This is a genomic window from Streptomyces sp. MGP-BFMKR1 (genome assembly GCF_057766585.1).
This window is the reverse complement of sequence record NZ_CM173408.1, coordinates 8,431,553-8,444,742: the sequence shown is the minus strand read 5'-3', so window position 1 is coordinate 8,444,742 and position 13,190 is coordinate 8,431,553. Positions and strand designations below refer to the sequence as shown.

Annotated in this window: 10 protein-coding genes and 1 pseudogene; 7 read left to right on the top strand and 4 right to left on the bottom strand. The window is 75.8% G+C overall.

Annotation, left to right across the window (positions count from 1 at the left end):
- Positions 1-21 precede the first annotated feature (21 nt).
- A complete protein-coding gene (locus AC3CHW_RS33750; RefSeq protein ID WP_488469035.1) occupies positions 22-2,436 on the bottom strand; it encodes a glycoside hydrolase family 65 protein in 2,415 nt (804 codons plus the stop codon).
- Positions 2,433-3,308 (bottom strand): HAD family hydrolase, encoded by an 876-nt coding sequence (locus tag AC3CHW_RS33745; protein ID WP_488469034.1) that lies wholly within the window; start codon positions 3,306-3,308, stop codon positions 2,433-2,435. The genes AC3CHW_RS33750 and AC3CHW_RS33745 overlap by 4 nt, the downstream gene beginning before the upstream one ends.
- Positions 3,309-3,590: 282 nt before the next feature.
- Here AC3CHW_RS33745 and AC3CHW_RS33740 point away from each other — a divergent pair, with 282 nt between their 5' ends.
- Together AC3CHW_RS33740 and AC3CHW_RS33735 are read left to right on the top strand one after the other, a co-directional pair.
- A complete protein-coding gene (locus tag AC3CHW_RS33740) occupies positions 3,591-4,496 on the top strand; it encodes a LysR family transcriptional regulator (RefSeq protein WP_488469033.1) in 906 nt (301 codons plus the stop codon).
- Positions 4,497-4,794: 298 nt separating this feature from the next.
- Positions 4,795-5,931: an MFS transporter gene (locus AC3CHW_RS33735; RefSeq protein WP_488469032.1), complete on the top strand. Its 1,137-nt coding sequence runs from the start codon at positions 4,795-4,797 to the stop codon at positions 5,929-5,931.
- A 272-nt stretch (positions 5,932-6,203) separates the two neighbouring features.
- On the opposite strand, the gene AC3CHW_RS33730 is transcribed toward AC3CHW_RS33735, so the two are convergent.
- Both AC3CHW_RS33730 and AC3CHW_RS33725 read right to left on the bottom strand, forming a co-directional pair.
- A complete protein-coding gene (locus AC3CHW_RS33730; protein ID WP_488469031.1) occupies positions 6,204-7,475 on the bottom strand; it encodes a serine hydrolase domain-containing protein in 1,272 nt (423 codons plus the stop codon).
- 365 nt (positions 7,476-7,840) lie between these two features.
- Positions 7,841-8,980: an amidase domain-containing protein gene (locus AC3CHW_RS33725; protein WP_488469030.1), complete on the bottom strand. Its 1,140-nt coding sequence runs from the start codon at positions 8,978-8,980 to the stop codon at positions 7,841-7,843.
- A 378-nt stretch (positions 8,981-9,358) separates the two neighbouring features.
- On the opposite strand from AC3CHW_RS33725, the gene AC3CHW_RS33720 reads away from it, so the two are divergent.
- The 5 genes and pseudogenes from AC3CHW_RS33720 to AC3CHW_RS33700 all read left to right on the top strand — a co-directional run bounded on the left by AC3CHW_RS33720 (position 9,359) and on the right by AC3CHW_RS33700 (position 13,145).
- Positions 9,359-9,436: a 50S ribosomal protein bL37 gene (locus AC3CHW_RS33720; protein ID WP_370454205.1), complete on the top strand. Its 78-nt coding sequence runs from the start codon at positions 9,359-9,361 to the stop codon at positions 9,434-9,436.
- A gap of 242 nt (positions 9,437-9,678) precedes the next feature.
- Positions 9,679-10,131, top strand: a complete 453-nt coding sequence (locus AC3CHW_RS33715) for a VOC family protein (protein WP_176160020.1) — start codon at positions 9,679-9,681, stop codon at positions 10,129-10,131.
- Between the two features lie 170 nt (positions 10,132-10,301).
- On the top strand, positions 10,302-11,900 hold the full coding sequence (locus AC3CHW_RS33710; RefSeq protein WP_488469029.1) for an alpha/beta hydrolase: 1,599 nt from the start codon (positions 10,302-10,304) through the stop codon (positions 11,898-11,900).
- Positions 11,810-12,508: pseudogene (locus tag AC3CHW_RS33705) on the top strand (serine hydrolase domain-containing protein); the annotation flags it as partial. The gene AC3CHW_RS33710 and the pseudogene AC3CHW_RS33705, both read left to right, overlap by 91 nt.
- Before the next feature lie 79 nt (positions 12,509-12,587).
- Positions 12,588-13,145 (top strand): serine hydrolase, encoded by a 558-nt coding sequence (locus tag AC3CHW_RS33700; RefSeq protein ID WP_488469028.1) that lies wholly within the window; start codon positions 12,588-12,590, stop codon positions 13,143-13,145.
- The last annotated feature ends 45 nt before the right edge of the window (positions 13,146-13,190 follow it).

Here is a 13,190-nt window from a genome sequence, read left to right as displayed (position 1 = left end):
CCGCCGCCCGCGCGCGGCGGGTCAGTGGCCCGGGAGGTCGAGCCAGTGGGCGTCGCCCGGGGCGACGGTCACCGCGCGGTCGGCGAGTCGTACGGCGATGGGGGTGGCGCCCGAGGCGGGCACGCTGATGCACAGCCTGCCCGAGCGGACGCGCAGGTCCACGCCCCAGTGGTCGTGGAAGCGGACGCAGAAGCCGTACTCGGACAGCTCCGGCAGCGGCACCGGGTCAAGGCGCAGCGCGTCCTCGCGGGCCTCCAGGCCGGTGAGGCCGCGCTGCACCAGGTCCAGGGTGCCGGCCATCGCACCGAGGTGGATGCCCTCGCCGGTGGTGCCGCCCTGGAGGTCGGCGACGTCTCCGGCGAGGGCCTCCTGGAAGTACCGCCAGGCGTCGCCGCGCCGGGCGCGGGCCAACACCCAGGCGTGCACCAGGCCGCTGAGGGTGGACCCGTGGCTGGTGCGCCGCAGGTAGTGGTCGACGGTGGCCTGCCAGCCGGCGTCGTCCAGGTGGTAGCCCAGGCGGTCGAAGAGGCCCGCGAGTTCGGCGGGGGCGAAGAGGTAGCCGAGCATGAGCACGTCGGCCTGCTTGGACGCCTGGTAGTGGTTGACGCTGTCGCCCTCGGACTCCAGGATCCGATCCAGCCGCCTGATGTCGCCGTACCGGCTCCGGTAGCCGTCCCAGTCGAGTTCGGCCAGCGCGCCGTACCCGTCGAACTGGCTGATCACACCCTGGTGGAAGGGGACGTGGAGGCGGCGGGAGACCTCGTCCCAGCGCTCCAGTTCGGTGGAGTCCAGCGCGGTGTGCTCGAACAGCTCACGCCGGCGCGGCTCGGGCAGGGCGCGCATCGTGTCGAGGGCGCGGGCCAGCACCCAGGCCGCGGTGACGTTGGTGTACGTGTTGTCGTCCAGGCCGGGTTCGGCGGCCCCCGGGTAGGCGTCGTGGTATTCGTCGGGCCCGACCACGCCGCGGATGTGGTAGCGCTCGCGCTGCGCGTCGTAGCTGGCCGCGTCGGCCCAGAACCGGGCGATGTGCAGCAGCATCTCGGCGCCCTTGGTGTGCAGGAACTCCGTGTCGCCGCTGGCCTGGCAGTACTGCCACACGTTGTACGCGATGGCCGAGCCGACGTGGTACTGGCGGCGCGAGTGGTCGGGCAGCCAGCGGCCCGAGCGGGGGTTGAGGTGGAGCGTCTGGGTCTCCTCGCGGCCGTCGCTGCCGCTCTGCCACGGGTATCTGGCCCCGGCGCGCCCGGCCTCGGACGCGGCCCGGCAGGCCGCGGGCAGCCGCCGGTGACGGTAGGTCAGCAGCGCCCGGGAGACCTCGGGGAAGTGCAGGTTGAGGTAGGGCAGGACGAACAGCTCGTCCCAGAAGACGTGGCCGCGGTACGCCTCGCCGTGCAACCCGCGGGCGGGCACGCCGACGTCGAGTTCGGCGGTGTGCGGGGAGAGCGTCTGCAGCACGTGGAACAGGTGCAGTCGCAGCACGCGCCCGGCGTCGCCCGGCGCGTGGACGTCGGCGCGCCGCCACAGGTGTTCCCAGGCGGCGCGGTGGGAGCCCAGGAGGCTGGCGTACCGCGGGGCCCGGTGCGCGCCGTCCACCGCGGCCTGGAGCGGGTCGCTGATGGCCGGGTCGCGGGAGGTGTAGAGCGCCACCGTCTTGTCGAGCGTCACGGCCCGCCTCGGGGTGAGGGTGACGGTCAGCGCGCGGGTGACGCGCGGGCCCTCGTGTTCGACGCGGTCCCGGGTGACGCCGCCCCCGCTGACGCGGGTGCGGGCGGCCATGGCGATCCGCAGGTCCGACTCGGTGGTGCGGCAGCGCAGCCACACGGTGTCGGGGTCGGCGCCGGTGTGCAGGTGCGTCAGGTGGCGTCCGGCGAGCTGGCGGTAGCGGGCCACGCCGGAGTTGGTGACGCCGCCGTCGAGCCCGCAGGCGATGTCCAGCGCGCCGGTCCAGCCGTGCGCGCGGAAGACGGTGCGGATGGCCGCCAGGTGCGGGTCGCCCATGTGCACGAGCCGGTGCTGCTCGACGTCGAGGTGGCCGCCGTGCCCGTCGGCGAAGCGCAGGCGGCGGGTGAGGGTGCCCTGGCGCAGGTCGAGTCGCTGGTGGAAGGCGGTGAGCGCGGGGCTGTCGGGGGTGAGCCAGGGGCCGGGGCGCGCGTCGTCGCGGCGGACGCGGTAGCGCACGGGCAGCCAGTTCGGCAGGTTGACCATGTCCTCGTTCTCGACCTGCCGCCCGGCCACGTGGGACACGAGTCGGTTGTAGCAGCCCGCCGCGTAGGTGCCCGGGTAGTGGGTGCCGTCGGCCGCCGTCTCGGGGGCGGCGCCCCTGGTGGCGAAGTAGCCGTTGCCCAGGGTGCACAGCGATTCGCGCAGCGACTCCGCCGCGGGTTGGTAGCCCGCGTACTCCCAGGCCCACTCGGTCGCGGGGCGTCCGCTGGTCATCGCTCGGCCGTCGGCGGGCTCGCGGCGCGGCCGTGGCCGGTGGGCGGTGCGGGCGCGTCGGTCGCGTCGGGGGCGGTGAGCAGTTCGGCCAAATCGGCGACGACGAGGTCGGCGCCGTACGCGTGCAGGTCGGTGGTGCCAGCGCGGTCCGCCGTCCGGTCCACCCCGACGACCAGGCCGAAGCCGCCGTGCCTGGCCGCCGCGACGCCGGCCAGCGCGTCCTCCACGACGGCGGCGGCGGGCGGGGGCACGCCAAGCCGCCGGGCCGCCTCCTCGAACAGGGCCGGGTCGGGCTTGCCCGGCAGCCGCAACCGCGCCGCTTCGCGCCCGTCCACGAGGTGGTCCAGCAGCTCCCGTACGCCGGCCCGGGCCAGGAGTTCGCCGGCGTGCCGCGAGGCGGACACGGCGGCGCGGGGCACGCCGTCCCGGTGCAGCGCGCGCAGCAGGCGTACCGTCCCGGGGTAGGCGGCGATGCCGTGGGTGTCGAGGTACGCGGTGAAGGCGCGGTCCTTGTGGGCCGCCACCGCCCACACGGTGGCCGTGCCGGGGCCGTCGTCCTCGCTGCCGGGTGGCAGCCGCAGTCCGCGCGACGCGAGGAAGGCCGCGGCGCCGTCGTACCGGGACGTGCCGTCGACGTAGCGCCGGTAGTCCGCGTCCGGGTCGAAGGGGCGGCGCAGCGCGGGGTCGTCCGGGGGGTGCGCGCGCAGACAGGCGTCGAACGCCTGTCGCCAGGCGGCGGCGTGCGCCCGGGCGGAGTCGGTGATCACCCCGTCGGTGTCCAGGATGACGGCCCGTACGCCGGGCGGCAGCGGGACCAGCCGCTCGTGGTGGCCGTACGGCCGGTGGGAGGCGTCTGGGTGCGGCGTTGGCACGGCGCTCCTCCTCCCCGGCGGTGTCCCGGCCGCGGGATCCGCCGTTCGCTGCCGCCCGCCACGTCGGTCCCGCACGGCCCGCGAGGGCTGGCCTGCCGGGGCGGGGGCCTGGGACGTGGCGTCGATTCCTCCCCATTGTGGTACCGGTGGCGGCCTCTCACCACTTCGCGCCGGGCCGCGTCACGCGGTGTCACGGGCCGCGCCGGCTCCCGTCCCGCGCCGGACACCTGGGCGTGGCGGCCGGGCCAGGGCGGGTGTGGGCGGCCGGGTAGGGTCGGCCGGGTGCTGGAGCGACTGGAGATCGAGAGCTTCGTCGTACTCGCCGAGGAACTGCACTTCGGGCGGACGGCCGAGCGGCTCCACGTGTCGCGGGCCCGGGTGAGCCAGACGATCCAGGGCCTGGAGCGGCGCGTCGGCGCCCCCCTGTTCGAGCGCAACAGTCGCAGCGTGCGCCTCACGCCGCTGGGTCGGCGGCTGCACGCTGAGGTCGAGCCGGGCTACCGGCGCATCCGGGCCGCGCTGGAGCGCGCCAGGGCAGAGGCCAGGGGTGTGGAGGGTGACCTCGCGGTCGGGTACCTGGGGACGGCGGCCGGGGAGTTCGTGATGGACGTGGTCCGGGCGCTGGCCGGCCGGCACTCCGGGATCGAGGTGCGCATCCACGAGACGCAGATCAAGGACATGCTCGGGCCGCTGCGGGCGGGCCAGGTGGACGTGTTGGTCACCCAGTTCCCGGTGGCCGAACCGGACCTGGCGCGCGGCCCGGTCGTGTTGCGGGTGCCACGGATGCTCGCCGTCGCGGCCAACCACCCGCTGGCGGGCCGGGAGGCCGTGTCGGTCGAGGACCTGGCACGGGACCGGGTCTTCGCCTGCACCGGCGACGTGCCGGCCTACTGGCAGGAACACCTGGCGCCGTCGCACACCCCGGGCGGCCAGCCGGTGCGGCGCGGCAGGTCGGCCGCCACGCTCCAGGAGACGCTGGCGATGGTGGGAGCGGGGCAGGGCATCTCGCCGGTGGGCGCGGACGTCGCGCGCTCCTACGCGCCACGGGGCGTGGCCTACGTGCCCTTCCGCGACGCGAGCCCGCTGGAGTACGGGCTGGTCTGGCGCGCGGCGGGGGCCACGGCCCGGGTGCGGGCCTTCGTGGCGGCGGCCGAACGGGTGGCGGGCGAGCAGGTGGCGGCCGAGTAGGCGGCGGTCGGGTAGGCGGTCGGCGACGCGGCGGCGTGGGCGGCGGCGGGCGCGTAGGCGGTCGGCGACGCGGCGGGGCCGGCGCCGTCAGGCGGGTAGCCGGGCATCGGTAAGCCGGGCTTACCGATCGTCGCGCGGTCGGGGGCTGTTCCGGGCCCGCGCGGCCACGAGCCTGGAGGGCGTGACACACGATCTCTCCCGCACGCCACCGCGTACCACCCGACAGCCAGTGCCCGACGCGGCCACACCAGCGTCCCGGCCCCGCCCCGCCGCCCCGGCGCCCGATCACGGTCCGGCGGTGCCGGCCTCCGGGGCCCCGCCCATCACGACGCCCAGCGACGCGGCGGGCAGCGGCGGACCCGCGCGGCGTGCGGCGGGGACGGCCGCGCTGCTCGCCCTCGCGCTGGGGGCGTTCGCGGTCGGCACGACGGAGGTCGTCATCGCCGGGCTGTTGCCCGAGGTGGCTGCCGGCTTCGACGTCTCGCTGTCCACCGCCGGCCTGCTGGTGTCGGGGTACGCGGCGGGCATGGTGGTGGGCGCCCCGCTGCTGACCGTCCTGGGGGCGAGGGTCCCGCGTACCCGCATGCTCCTGTGGCTGGTGGGCCTGTTCATCGTGGGCAGCCTGCTCAGCGCCGTGGCGCCCGGCTTCGCGGTGCTGTTGCTGGGCCGGGTGCTGTCCGCGCTGGCCGGTGGCGCCTACGTCGGCATCGCCGCGGTGGTGGCCGCCGACGTGGTCGCCCCGCGGCGGCGGGCCAGCGCCATCGCCACGGTGTTCATGGGACTGAGCCTGGCCAACGTGGTCGGCGTGCCGGGGGGCACGGCGTTGGGGCAGGCGCTGGGGTGGCGGGCCACGTTCTGGGCGGTGACGGCGCTGGGGGTGGTGCTGCTCGGGACGCTCGCCCGGTTCGTGCCGCCGACCCCGGCGCCGGCGGACGCGGACCTGCGGCGCGGGCTCGCGGTCTTCCGGCGTGGCCGGGTGTGGCTGGCGCTCGCGGCCACGGCCTGCGGCTGGGCGCCGTTCCTGACCGTCCTCACCTACATCTCCCCGCTGCTCACGGACGTCACCGGGTTCGCCGACCGCACGGTGCCGCTGCTGCTCGCGCTGATCGGCGTGGGCATGGTCGTGGGCACCCCGCTGGCCGGGCGGCTGGCCGACCGCGCGTTGCTGCCGACGCTGTACGGGGCGCTGGCCGGGGTGACGGTCGTCAGCGCCCTGCTGCTCGCCGCCGTGCACAGCAAGCCCGCCGCCGTCGTCGGCTTCCTGCTCTTCGGGATGGTGGGCGCCGCCGTCATCCCCCGCTCCAGACGCGGGTGTTGGCGAGCGCCGACGGCGCCGGCGACCTGGCCTCCGCCGCGAACATCTCCGCCTTCAACATCGGTAACGCCGGGGGCCCGTTGCTGGCCGGCGCGGCGCTGTCGGCCGGGTGGGGCCTGACCGCCCCGCTGTGGATCGCCGCCGTGCTCGGCGCCGTCGGCCTGGCCTTCGCCACGGGCCGGCGCGCCGAGCGGACGGGCTGAGCGAGGGGCCGAGCGAACGGGCTGAGCGAGGGGGTTGAGCGAACGGGCCGAGCGGGCGCGCCGAGCCGCGCGGCCGGGTCCGGCCCGGCGGAGGTGGGACCCCCCGCCGGGCCGTTCGGCCGGGGCTCCCCCGACCCTCCGGCCCCGGGCCTCGGCGTCAGCCGGTGCCCGGCCGGCCGGGGCCCGGGATCACTTCGCGCAGAACTCGGCCTCGACGACCTCGTTGTAGGCGCCAGCCCAGTCGCCGTTGACGTTCACCGACAGCGCGTGCTCGCCGTCCGCGGTCGCCAGACTGGTCGACAGGGAGCCCTGGATGGCGCCGTTGTGGCCCCACACGACGCCGCAGGAGGTCTGCTGCTTCATGAGCCCGAGGCCGTAGGAGAACTTCGTGCCGGCGATCGGCACCGTGGTCGTCATCTCCCGCAACTGGTCGGGGGCCAGCAGCTTCCCCGACAGCAGGGCCCGGTAGAACCGGTTGAGGTCCCGCGTGGAGGAGATGACCTCGCCCGCGGCGCCGGCCAGGGTGGGGTTCAGGGAGGTGACGTCGTACGTCGGGCTCCCCGGCTCGCCGGGGGCGCCGAGGGTGCCGGTCAGCTTGGAGTACGCGCGGGCGCTGGGCGCGGGCATGCGGGCGTCGGTGCCCGGCAGCGAGGTGGCGCGCAGGCCAAGGGGGCGCAGGATGCGGCGCTCGACCTCGCGCGCGTAGGGGCGCCCGGTGACCTCCTCGATGATCATGGCGGCCAGGACGTAGTTGGTGTCGGAGTAGTGCCAGCCCGTGCCGGGCGCGAAGTCGGGCCGGTGGGTCATGGCGATCCCGACGATGTCGCGCGGGGTCCAGGTGTCGTAGCGGTGGCGGAGGAAGTCGGTGCCGAACAGCCGGCGTTTCACGTCCGCGTCGTCGGTGTAGCTGGAGACGCCGCTGGTGTGGTTGAGGAGTTGGCGCACGGTGATCCGCTCGCCGTCGTGCCCGTTGCCCCGCACGAGGTCGGGCAGCCAGTGGTGCACGGTGTCGTCCAGGCTCAGCCTGTCCTCGGCCACCAACTGGAGCAGCACCGTGGCCGTGAAGGTCTTGGTGATCGAGCCGACCCGGAACCGCTCGTCGGCCTGGCGGGGCAGGCCGCTGCGCAGGTCGGCGGTGCCCGAACGGCCGGCCCAGGTGGCGCGGCCGTCGCTGGCTCCGGCGACCACTCCGGGAACCCCGCGCGCCACCACGGCGTCGATGGCTTCCTGGGTGGCCCGGTGGTCGCCCCTGGTCGCGGCGGGTTCGGCCGCCGCCGCCGTGGCGGGCAGCGCGCTGGCCACGCCGAGCACGGCCCCGACGACCGCGGCGACGACCGCCGCCCCACGGCGGTGGGTGCGCGCCCGGGCCCGGACGGGCCGCGGGCCCCGCGCGGTGCTGGCCGTGGGGGCGGTGGGCCCGGCGGCCCGCGGGTGCCGGTGGGGGGCGTGGCGCACGTGCATGGGAGGTCTCCTGCGGGTTGGGCGGGTGATCAACTGGCGGGTCCAGCCTCGCCGAACGGGCCCCGCGACGGCAGCCGCCAGTCCCCCGGCCTCGGGGACCGGGTAGCCCTACCGCGCGGCGGGGGTTTTCCCACCACCCGGGCGATCCGCTCGGCCCGGGACACCCACCCCCGGCCACCTCGGGAGCCACCACGGCCCCGGGCCCCACCCACGCGAAGGGCCCCGCCGTGGCCGCGGTGCGGCGACGACGGGGCCCGGGGTCCCAACCCACCCGGCCCGCCCCCGCGACAGCGGGACGTGGCCTGGGCGAACGCCCCGCGCCGCCCGGCGATCACCGGCGCGGCACGGGGGTTGGCCCGCGTCCGTCAGACGCGGTAGGCGTAGTAGAGGGCGTTCGGGTACGAGGCGATGATGCTCGCCACCGACTTCCGGTAGGTGTTGACCGAGTGGTACGTCAGGTACGGGACGCCGCTCGAACTCCGGTAGGTGGTCATCATCGTGTGGTCCTTGGACCCGTCCCGGTCGAAGTCCATCTGCATGACGTCACCGACGCCCATGTAGTAGACGTTCGCCAGGTTGGTGGCCCGCTTGTGGTGCAGCGTGAACCACGACCACTCGTTGGCGCCGACCCACGACAGGCTCTGGTAGGAGGAGTCGTACCACCAGTTGCGGTAGTCGTCATAGGTGCCCGAGTCGTGCTTCCAACCGCCCGCCTTGAGCGCCTGGCTGACGAAGTTGGTGCAGTCGCCGCCGGCGTCGTTGAACTTGCGGTAGGCCGGGTTGTAGTTCTTCCAGTACTTCTCGGCGTACGTGGCCATCGCCTTGTAGTTCAGGCCGGTCGTCCCGGGCGGCTTGGCCTGCGGCGTCGAGGGCTTCTTCGTGGCGGCGGGCTTGGCGCTCGGTAGCGCGTCGGCGGTGGCCACGGCCGGCGTACGCGGCTCGTTGATCGCCACCGGCCCGTCGTCCGTGGAGCGCAGGCCGGTCAGCTCCCACGCGCCGGCCGAGGTGCGCGCGAGGGTCATCTCGTGGTGGGCCTCGAAGCCGGTCGTCGCGGGCTCGTCGCCACGGACCTTCGCGTAGCGCAGCGTGGTGGTCTCGGTGACCTGAACGGTGGCCCGGTCGCCCTGGACGCGGGCCTCGTTCACGGTGGCCTTCGTGTCGCCGGCGCTGTACGCCTCGCCCAGGGCGGCCAGGCGCGCCTTGCGCTTGCTGAGCGAGGAGACGGCGCCGCTCTCGGCGCGGGCCAGCTTCGCCGAGACGCGCACCTTCCGGTCGCCGAGCGTCGCCGCCCGTCGCGCGGGCTTGCCGTCCACGATGGCGGCCGTGCGCTCGGTGAGCACGGCGTCGGCGATGCGGCTGAAGGACTCGATCGTCGCGGCGTTCGCCGTGCGCGGCTGTGCCTTCGTCCCGTCCGCCGCGTTCGCGGCCGTCGCCGGCAGCAGTACGGCCGAGACGGCCACCGTCAGGGCCGCCCCGACAGCGGATCTGAAGGTCGTAGGTATCACGTTGTTTCCCCTTGTCACCCCGGCCCGCTCGGCCCGGGGACGGAATCTTCGCACGAACTCCCGTTTTCTGGAGGGTATGTGGGGAGATTGTGGATCAACCGCCAAATGAACGGTACGGTCGTGCTAGAGGGCCACTGACGGAGCCCTCGCCCCAGCGCGCCGCGACGCGTCGACCCGGCGGCGCGTCAGGCCCCTTCGTATACCACCGACCCTGACGGTCCGGGGCCCGTCCTCACCCGGATGGCGGGCGCGGAACCGCGTTGCCGGGGGCACGCCCCGATCGCCCGGCGGTACGCGGCGACGGCGGGTAAAAGGGTGGGGAGCCGGCAAAGCGCTCACCATGGGGTGAACAGCCCCACCACCACGAGGAGGCATGACATGTCGTCCAAGCGACGCCGCAAGAAGAAGGCGCGCCGCAAGAACGGCGCCAACCACGGTAAGCGACCGCAGAGCTGACCCGGCCGCCCCGGGCCGCGTCCGGGGCGCCCCGGCCCGGGCCCGCCGCGCCCCGGTGCGCGGCGGGCCCGGCACCCTCGCCGCCGCTCGCCTCGCCGACCCGCCGACCTGGTCGGAGGCCGGGAGGCCGGAGTCTGGGTCCGCGCGGGGATCACGGGCGGCGGTCGCAGGGCGGCCCCGCCGCTGGTCGTAGGGCCAAGGAGGGATGTCGTACGCCGGTGCGGGGCTGCCAGCATCGACGCATGAACGCTTCCTGGCCGGCCCATCTCGACGTGGGCGCCGTGCGGTTCGCGCGGCCCACCGCCCGCTACGACGACGTCCTCACGTTCTACCGCGACACCCTCGGCCTGCCCGTGCTGGCCCAGTGGCGCGATCACCACGGGTACGACGGCGTCGTCCTCGGGCTCCCGGACACGCCGGTCCACCTGGAGATCACCCAACACGGCTCCCCGCCGCGCATCCCGGAGCCGCACCCGGAGAACCAACTCGTGCTGTACCTGCGCGGGCCCGAGGCGGTCGCGACGGCCGTGGCACACCTGGCCGGCCACGGCCACCACCCCGTGGCCGCCGCGAACCGCTACTGGCCCGACCGGGGCGCCGTCGCGTTCGAGGACCCGGACGGCTGGGTGGTCATCCTCGCCCCCTGGGTGTTCGGCGCCCAGAGCCCACCACCGGTGCGGGCGGGGCAGGCATAGCAGAGCGCGGGTCCCGCATCGCATCCCGCCAACCCGCCGACCGCCCCGGGGGATTGCCCCCGGGGCCACCGACCAGGTGGCCCGATGGTCTGGCACCGGGCACGCTCCTAGCGTCTTTCGGGTCGTCACCACGTGATCGACGACGATCCACCTCGCCCCGAAGGAGCACGATGCGCATCGCGTCGACAGTCGCCGCCGGACTCGGCCTGACCGGCTTACTCGCGGGGGCCGTGCCCGCGCTGGCGCACCCCCAGCCGACCCGGTCCGCGCCCGCGGCCACCTCCGCGCAGCACCCGCCCGCCCCGGCCGGCGCCGCCTACCGGCACCAACGCCTCGACTGGGGGCCCTGCTCGGCCCAGCAGGCCGAGCTGCGGGCGGCGGGGGCCGAGTGCGCGCGGGTGCGCGTGCCGCTCGACTACGCCGATCCGGGCGGCCGGACGATCCAGGTCGCCATCTCCCGGATCAGGGCCGCGGACCGGCACGAGCGGCGCGGCGTCCTGTTGGCCAACCCGGGCGGGCCGGGCGGGACCGGGCTGGCCTACCCGCTGTCCCTGCGGCCCACCCTGGGGGACGTCGCGGACCGCTACGACCTCATCGGCTTCGACCCACGCTTCCTCGGCGAGAGCTCCCCCATCTCCTGCGCACCGGCCTCGCCGCCGGCCCCGCCCGGCGAGACGACAAGCCCGCGGCGGGACTTCCTGGCCTCCGTGCGCTCGGCTCGGGACACCGCCCGCCGCTGCGGGGAGCACGGCGACAACGCGACGCTGCTGCCGCACGCCTCCACCCGTAACGTCGCCCGCGACATGGACGTCATCCGCTCCGTGCTCGGCGAGCGCAGGCTGTCATACTTCGGCACCTCCTACGGCGCCGACCTGGGCGCCGTGTTCACCCAGTTGTTCCCGCACCGCTCCGGCCGCGTCGTCATCGACTCCTCGACCGACCCGGCGGCCACCCAGTACGAGCTGTTCCAGCGGGCGGGCGAGCCGCTGGAGGAGGCGCTCGACGAGTGGGCGGGTTGGGCCGCGCGGCGGCACGCCACCTACCGGCTCGGCACCACGGCCGTTGCGGTCCGCGCCAGCGTGCGGCGGCTGCTCGACCACGCCGAGCGCCGCCCCCCGCGCGTGGCCGGCGAGCGGCTGGACGCCCCGCTCGTCCGGCTGCTGCTGCGCCAACTCATCCAGCACCAGGAGTACGACCCGACGCTGGCCAGCGTCGTGCGGGACCTGGTGGCGGCCGATGCCGGCGAGCTGACCGAGCCCGGTCCCGAGCTGGCGGGCCTCCTCGCACTGCTCCGCTCCCCCGACCTGGCCGACAGCATGGTCGGCGGGGCGCTGTTCATGTGCGGCGACGGCGGCTGGCCGGCGGGCGGCTGGCCCACGGCCCCCGCCACCTACTGGCGGAACATACGGCACAGCCGCGCCACCCAGCCCGTCTTCGGGCCGCTCGTCAACGGCATGATCGCCCCGTGCGCGTTCTGGCGGGCCCGGCCCGCCGAGCCGGGCACCGCGATCGGCAACGACGTACCCGTCCTCATGCTCCAGGCCCGGCGCGACAACAACGTGCCCTACGAGGGCGCGCTGGCGCTACACCGCAGGCTGACCGGCTCGCGCCTGATCACCGCCGAGATCCGTTCGCACGGCGTGTACGGGCGCGGTGGCGAGGGCCTGCGCCCCGTGCCGTGCGCCGACCGGGCCGTCAACGACTACCTGCGGGGCGGCGCGTTGCCGGCCTCCGACCAGACCTGTGCCCCGGCCGGGAGCGGGCGGTGAGCGGGGCGCGCCCGGCGTTCAGCCGGCGCGCCGGGGTGTCCGCCGCCGCTGCCGCGCTGCTGGTCGGCGCCGCCCCGGTGGCGGCGACCGCCGCGGACGGCCAGCGCCGCCGGGGCGGTCGGGGCAGGGCGGAGCGGGCCCGGCACGACGCGGCCCTCCAGCGCGATGTGGCGGCCGTCCGGGCCACGGGCGCCACCGGCGTGCTGGCAGAGGTGCAGACGGCGGATGGTCGCGCGGCGGCCCGGGCCGGCACCGCCGACCTGGCGACGGGCCGCCCGGTGCCGTGGGACGCGTACTACCGGATCGGCAGCGACACCAAGCCGTTCACGGCCACGGTCGCGCTGCAACTCGTCGGCGAGGGCGCGTTGGCGCTCACCGACCCGGTCGAGCGCTGGCTGCCGGGCCTGGTGCGGGGCAACGGCAACGACGGGCGCCGTATCACCCTGGCCAACCTGCTGCGGCACACCAGTGGCCTGGCCGACTACCTGGCGGCCTCGGGCGACGGTGAGCCTCCGACGCCCGCCGGCCACCGCGCGGGACGGTTCTCCCACCAGACACCCCGTCAGCAGGTCGCGGCGGCCCTCAGCCAGCCACCCGGCTGGCTGCCCGACGCCGACGACCCGGCCGGGGAGCGCCGCTGGTCCTACTCCAACACCAACTACGTCCTCGGGCCTGATCATCGAGCGGGTGACGGGGCACTCCTGGGCCCAGGAGGTGCACGAGCGCGTCATCGAGCCGCTGGGCCTGCGCCACACCCTGACCCCGGGCACCTCGCCGTACGTGCCCGAGCCCACGGCCACCGCGTACACGGCCTTCCCCGGCGAGCGCGGGCTGACGGACACGACGCTGGCCTTCGGCGGCTACGCCGACGGCTCGCTGATCAGCACGCCCCGCGAGCTGGCCGCGTTCTGGCGCGCGCTGTTCGGCGGGCGACTGCTGCGTCCGGCGCAACTCGCCGCGATGCGGCAGACGGTGCCGGCGCCGGACTGGATCGCGGCGCGCGGGGTCCGCTACGGGCTCGGCGTCGCCTGGCGGCCGGTGCGCGGCAGCTCGGACGGCATCTGGTTCCACGGCGGCACGCACCTGGGAACGGTCTCCGAGAGCGGCGTGCGGCCCGACGGCTCGCGCGCCGCGACCGCCGCGGTCTTCACCCCGCGGATGGCGGGCGACGCGGCCGACGCGCAGGCCAGGGCGGCGCTGCGGTTGGTGGAAAACGCGCTCGGGAGTAGGGGCGGGGCCGATTGACCCGGCGCCGTACCCCGCTCCGTGCCGCCCCGGACGACCCGCGTC

Bases quoted from the DNA above. Each gene is read 5' to 3' on its own strand.
- AC3CHW_RS33750 (WP_488469035.1), bottom strand. From the start codon at position 2,436: ATGACCAGCGGACGCCCCGCGACCGAGTGGGCCTGGGAGTACGCGGGC.
- AC3CHW_RS33730 (WP_488469031.1), bottom strand. From the start codon at position 7,475: ATGCACGTGCGCCACGCCCCCCACCGGCACCCGCGGGCCGCCGGGCCC.
- AC3CHW_RS33720 (WP_370454205.1), top strand. From the start codon at position 9,359: ATGTCGTCCAAGCGACGCCGCAAGAAGAAGGCGCGCCGCAAGAACGGC.
- AC3CHW_RS33715 (WP_176160020.1), top strand. From the start codon at position 9,679: ATGAACGCTTCCTGGCCGGCCCATCTCGACGTGGGCGCCGTGCGGTTC.
- AC3CHW_RS33710 (WP_488469029.1), top strand. From the start codon at position 10,302: ATGCGCATCGCGTCGACAGTCGCCGCCGGACTCGGCCTGACCGGCTTA.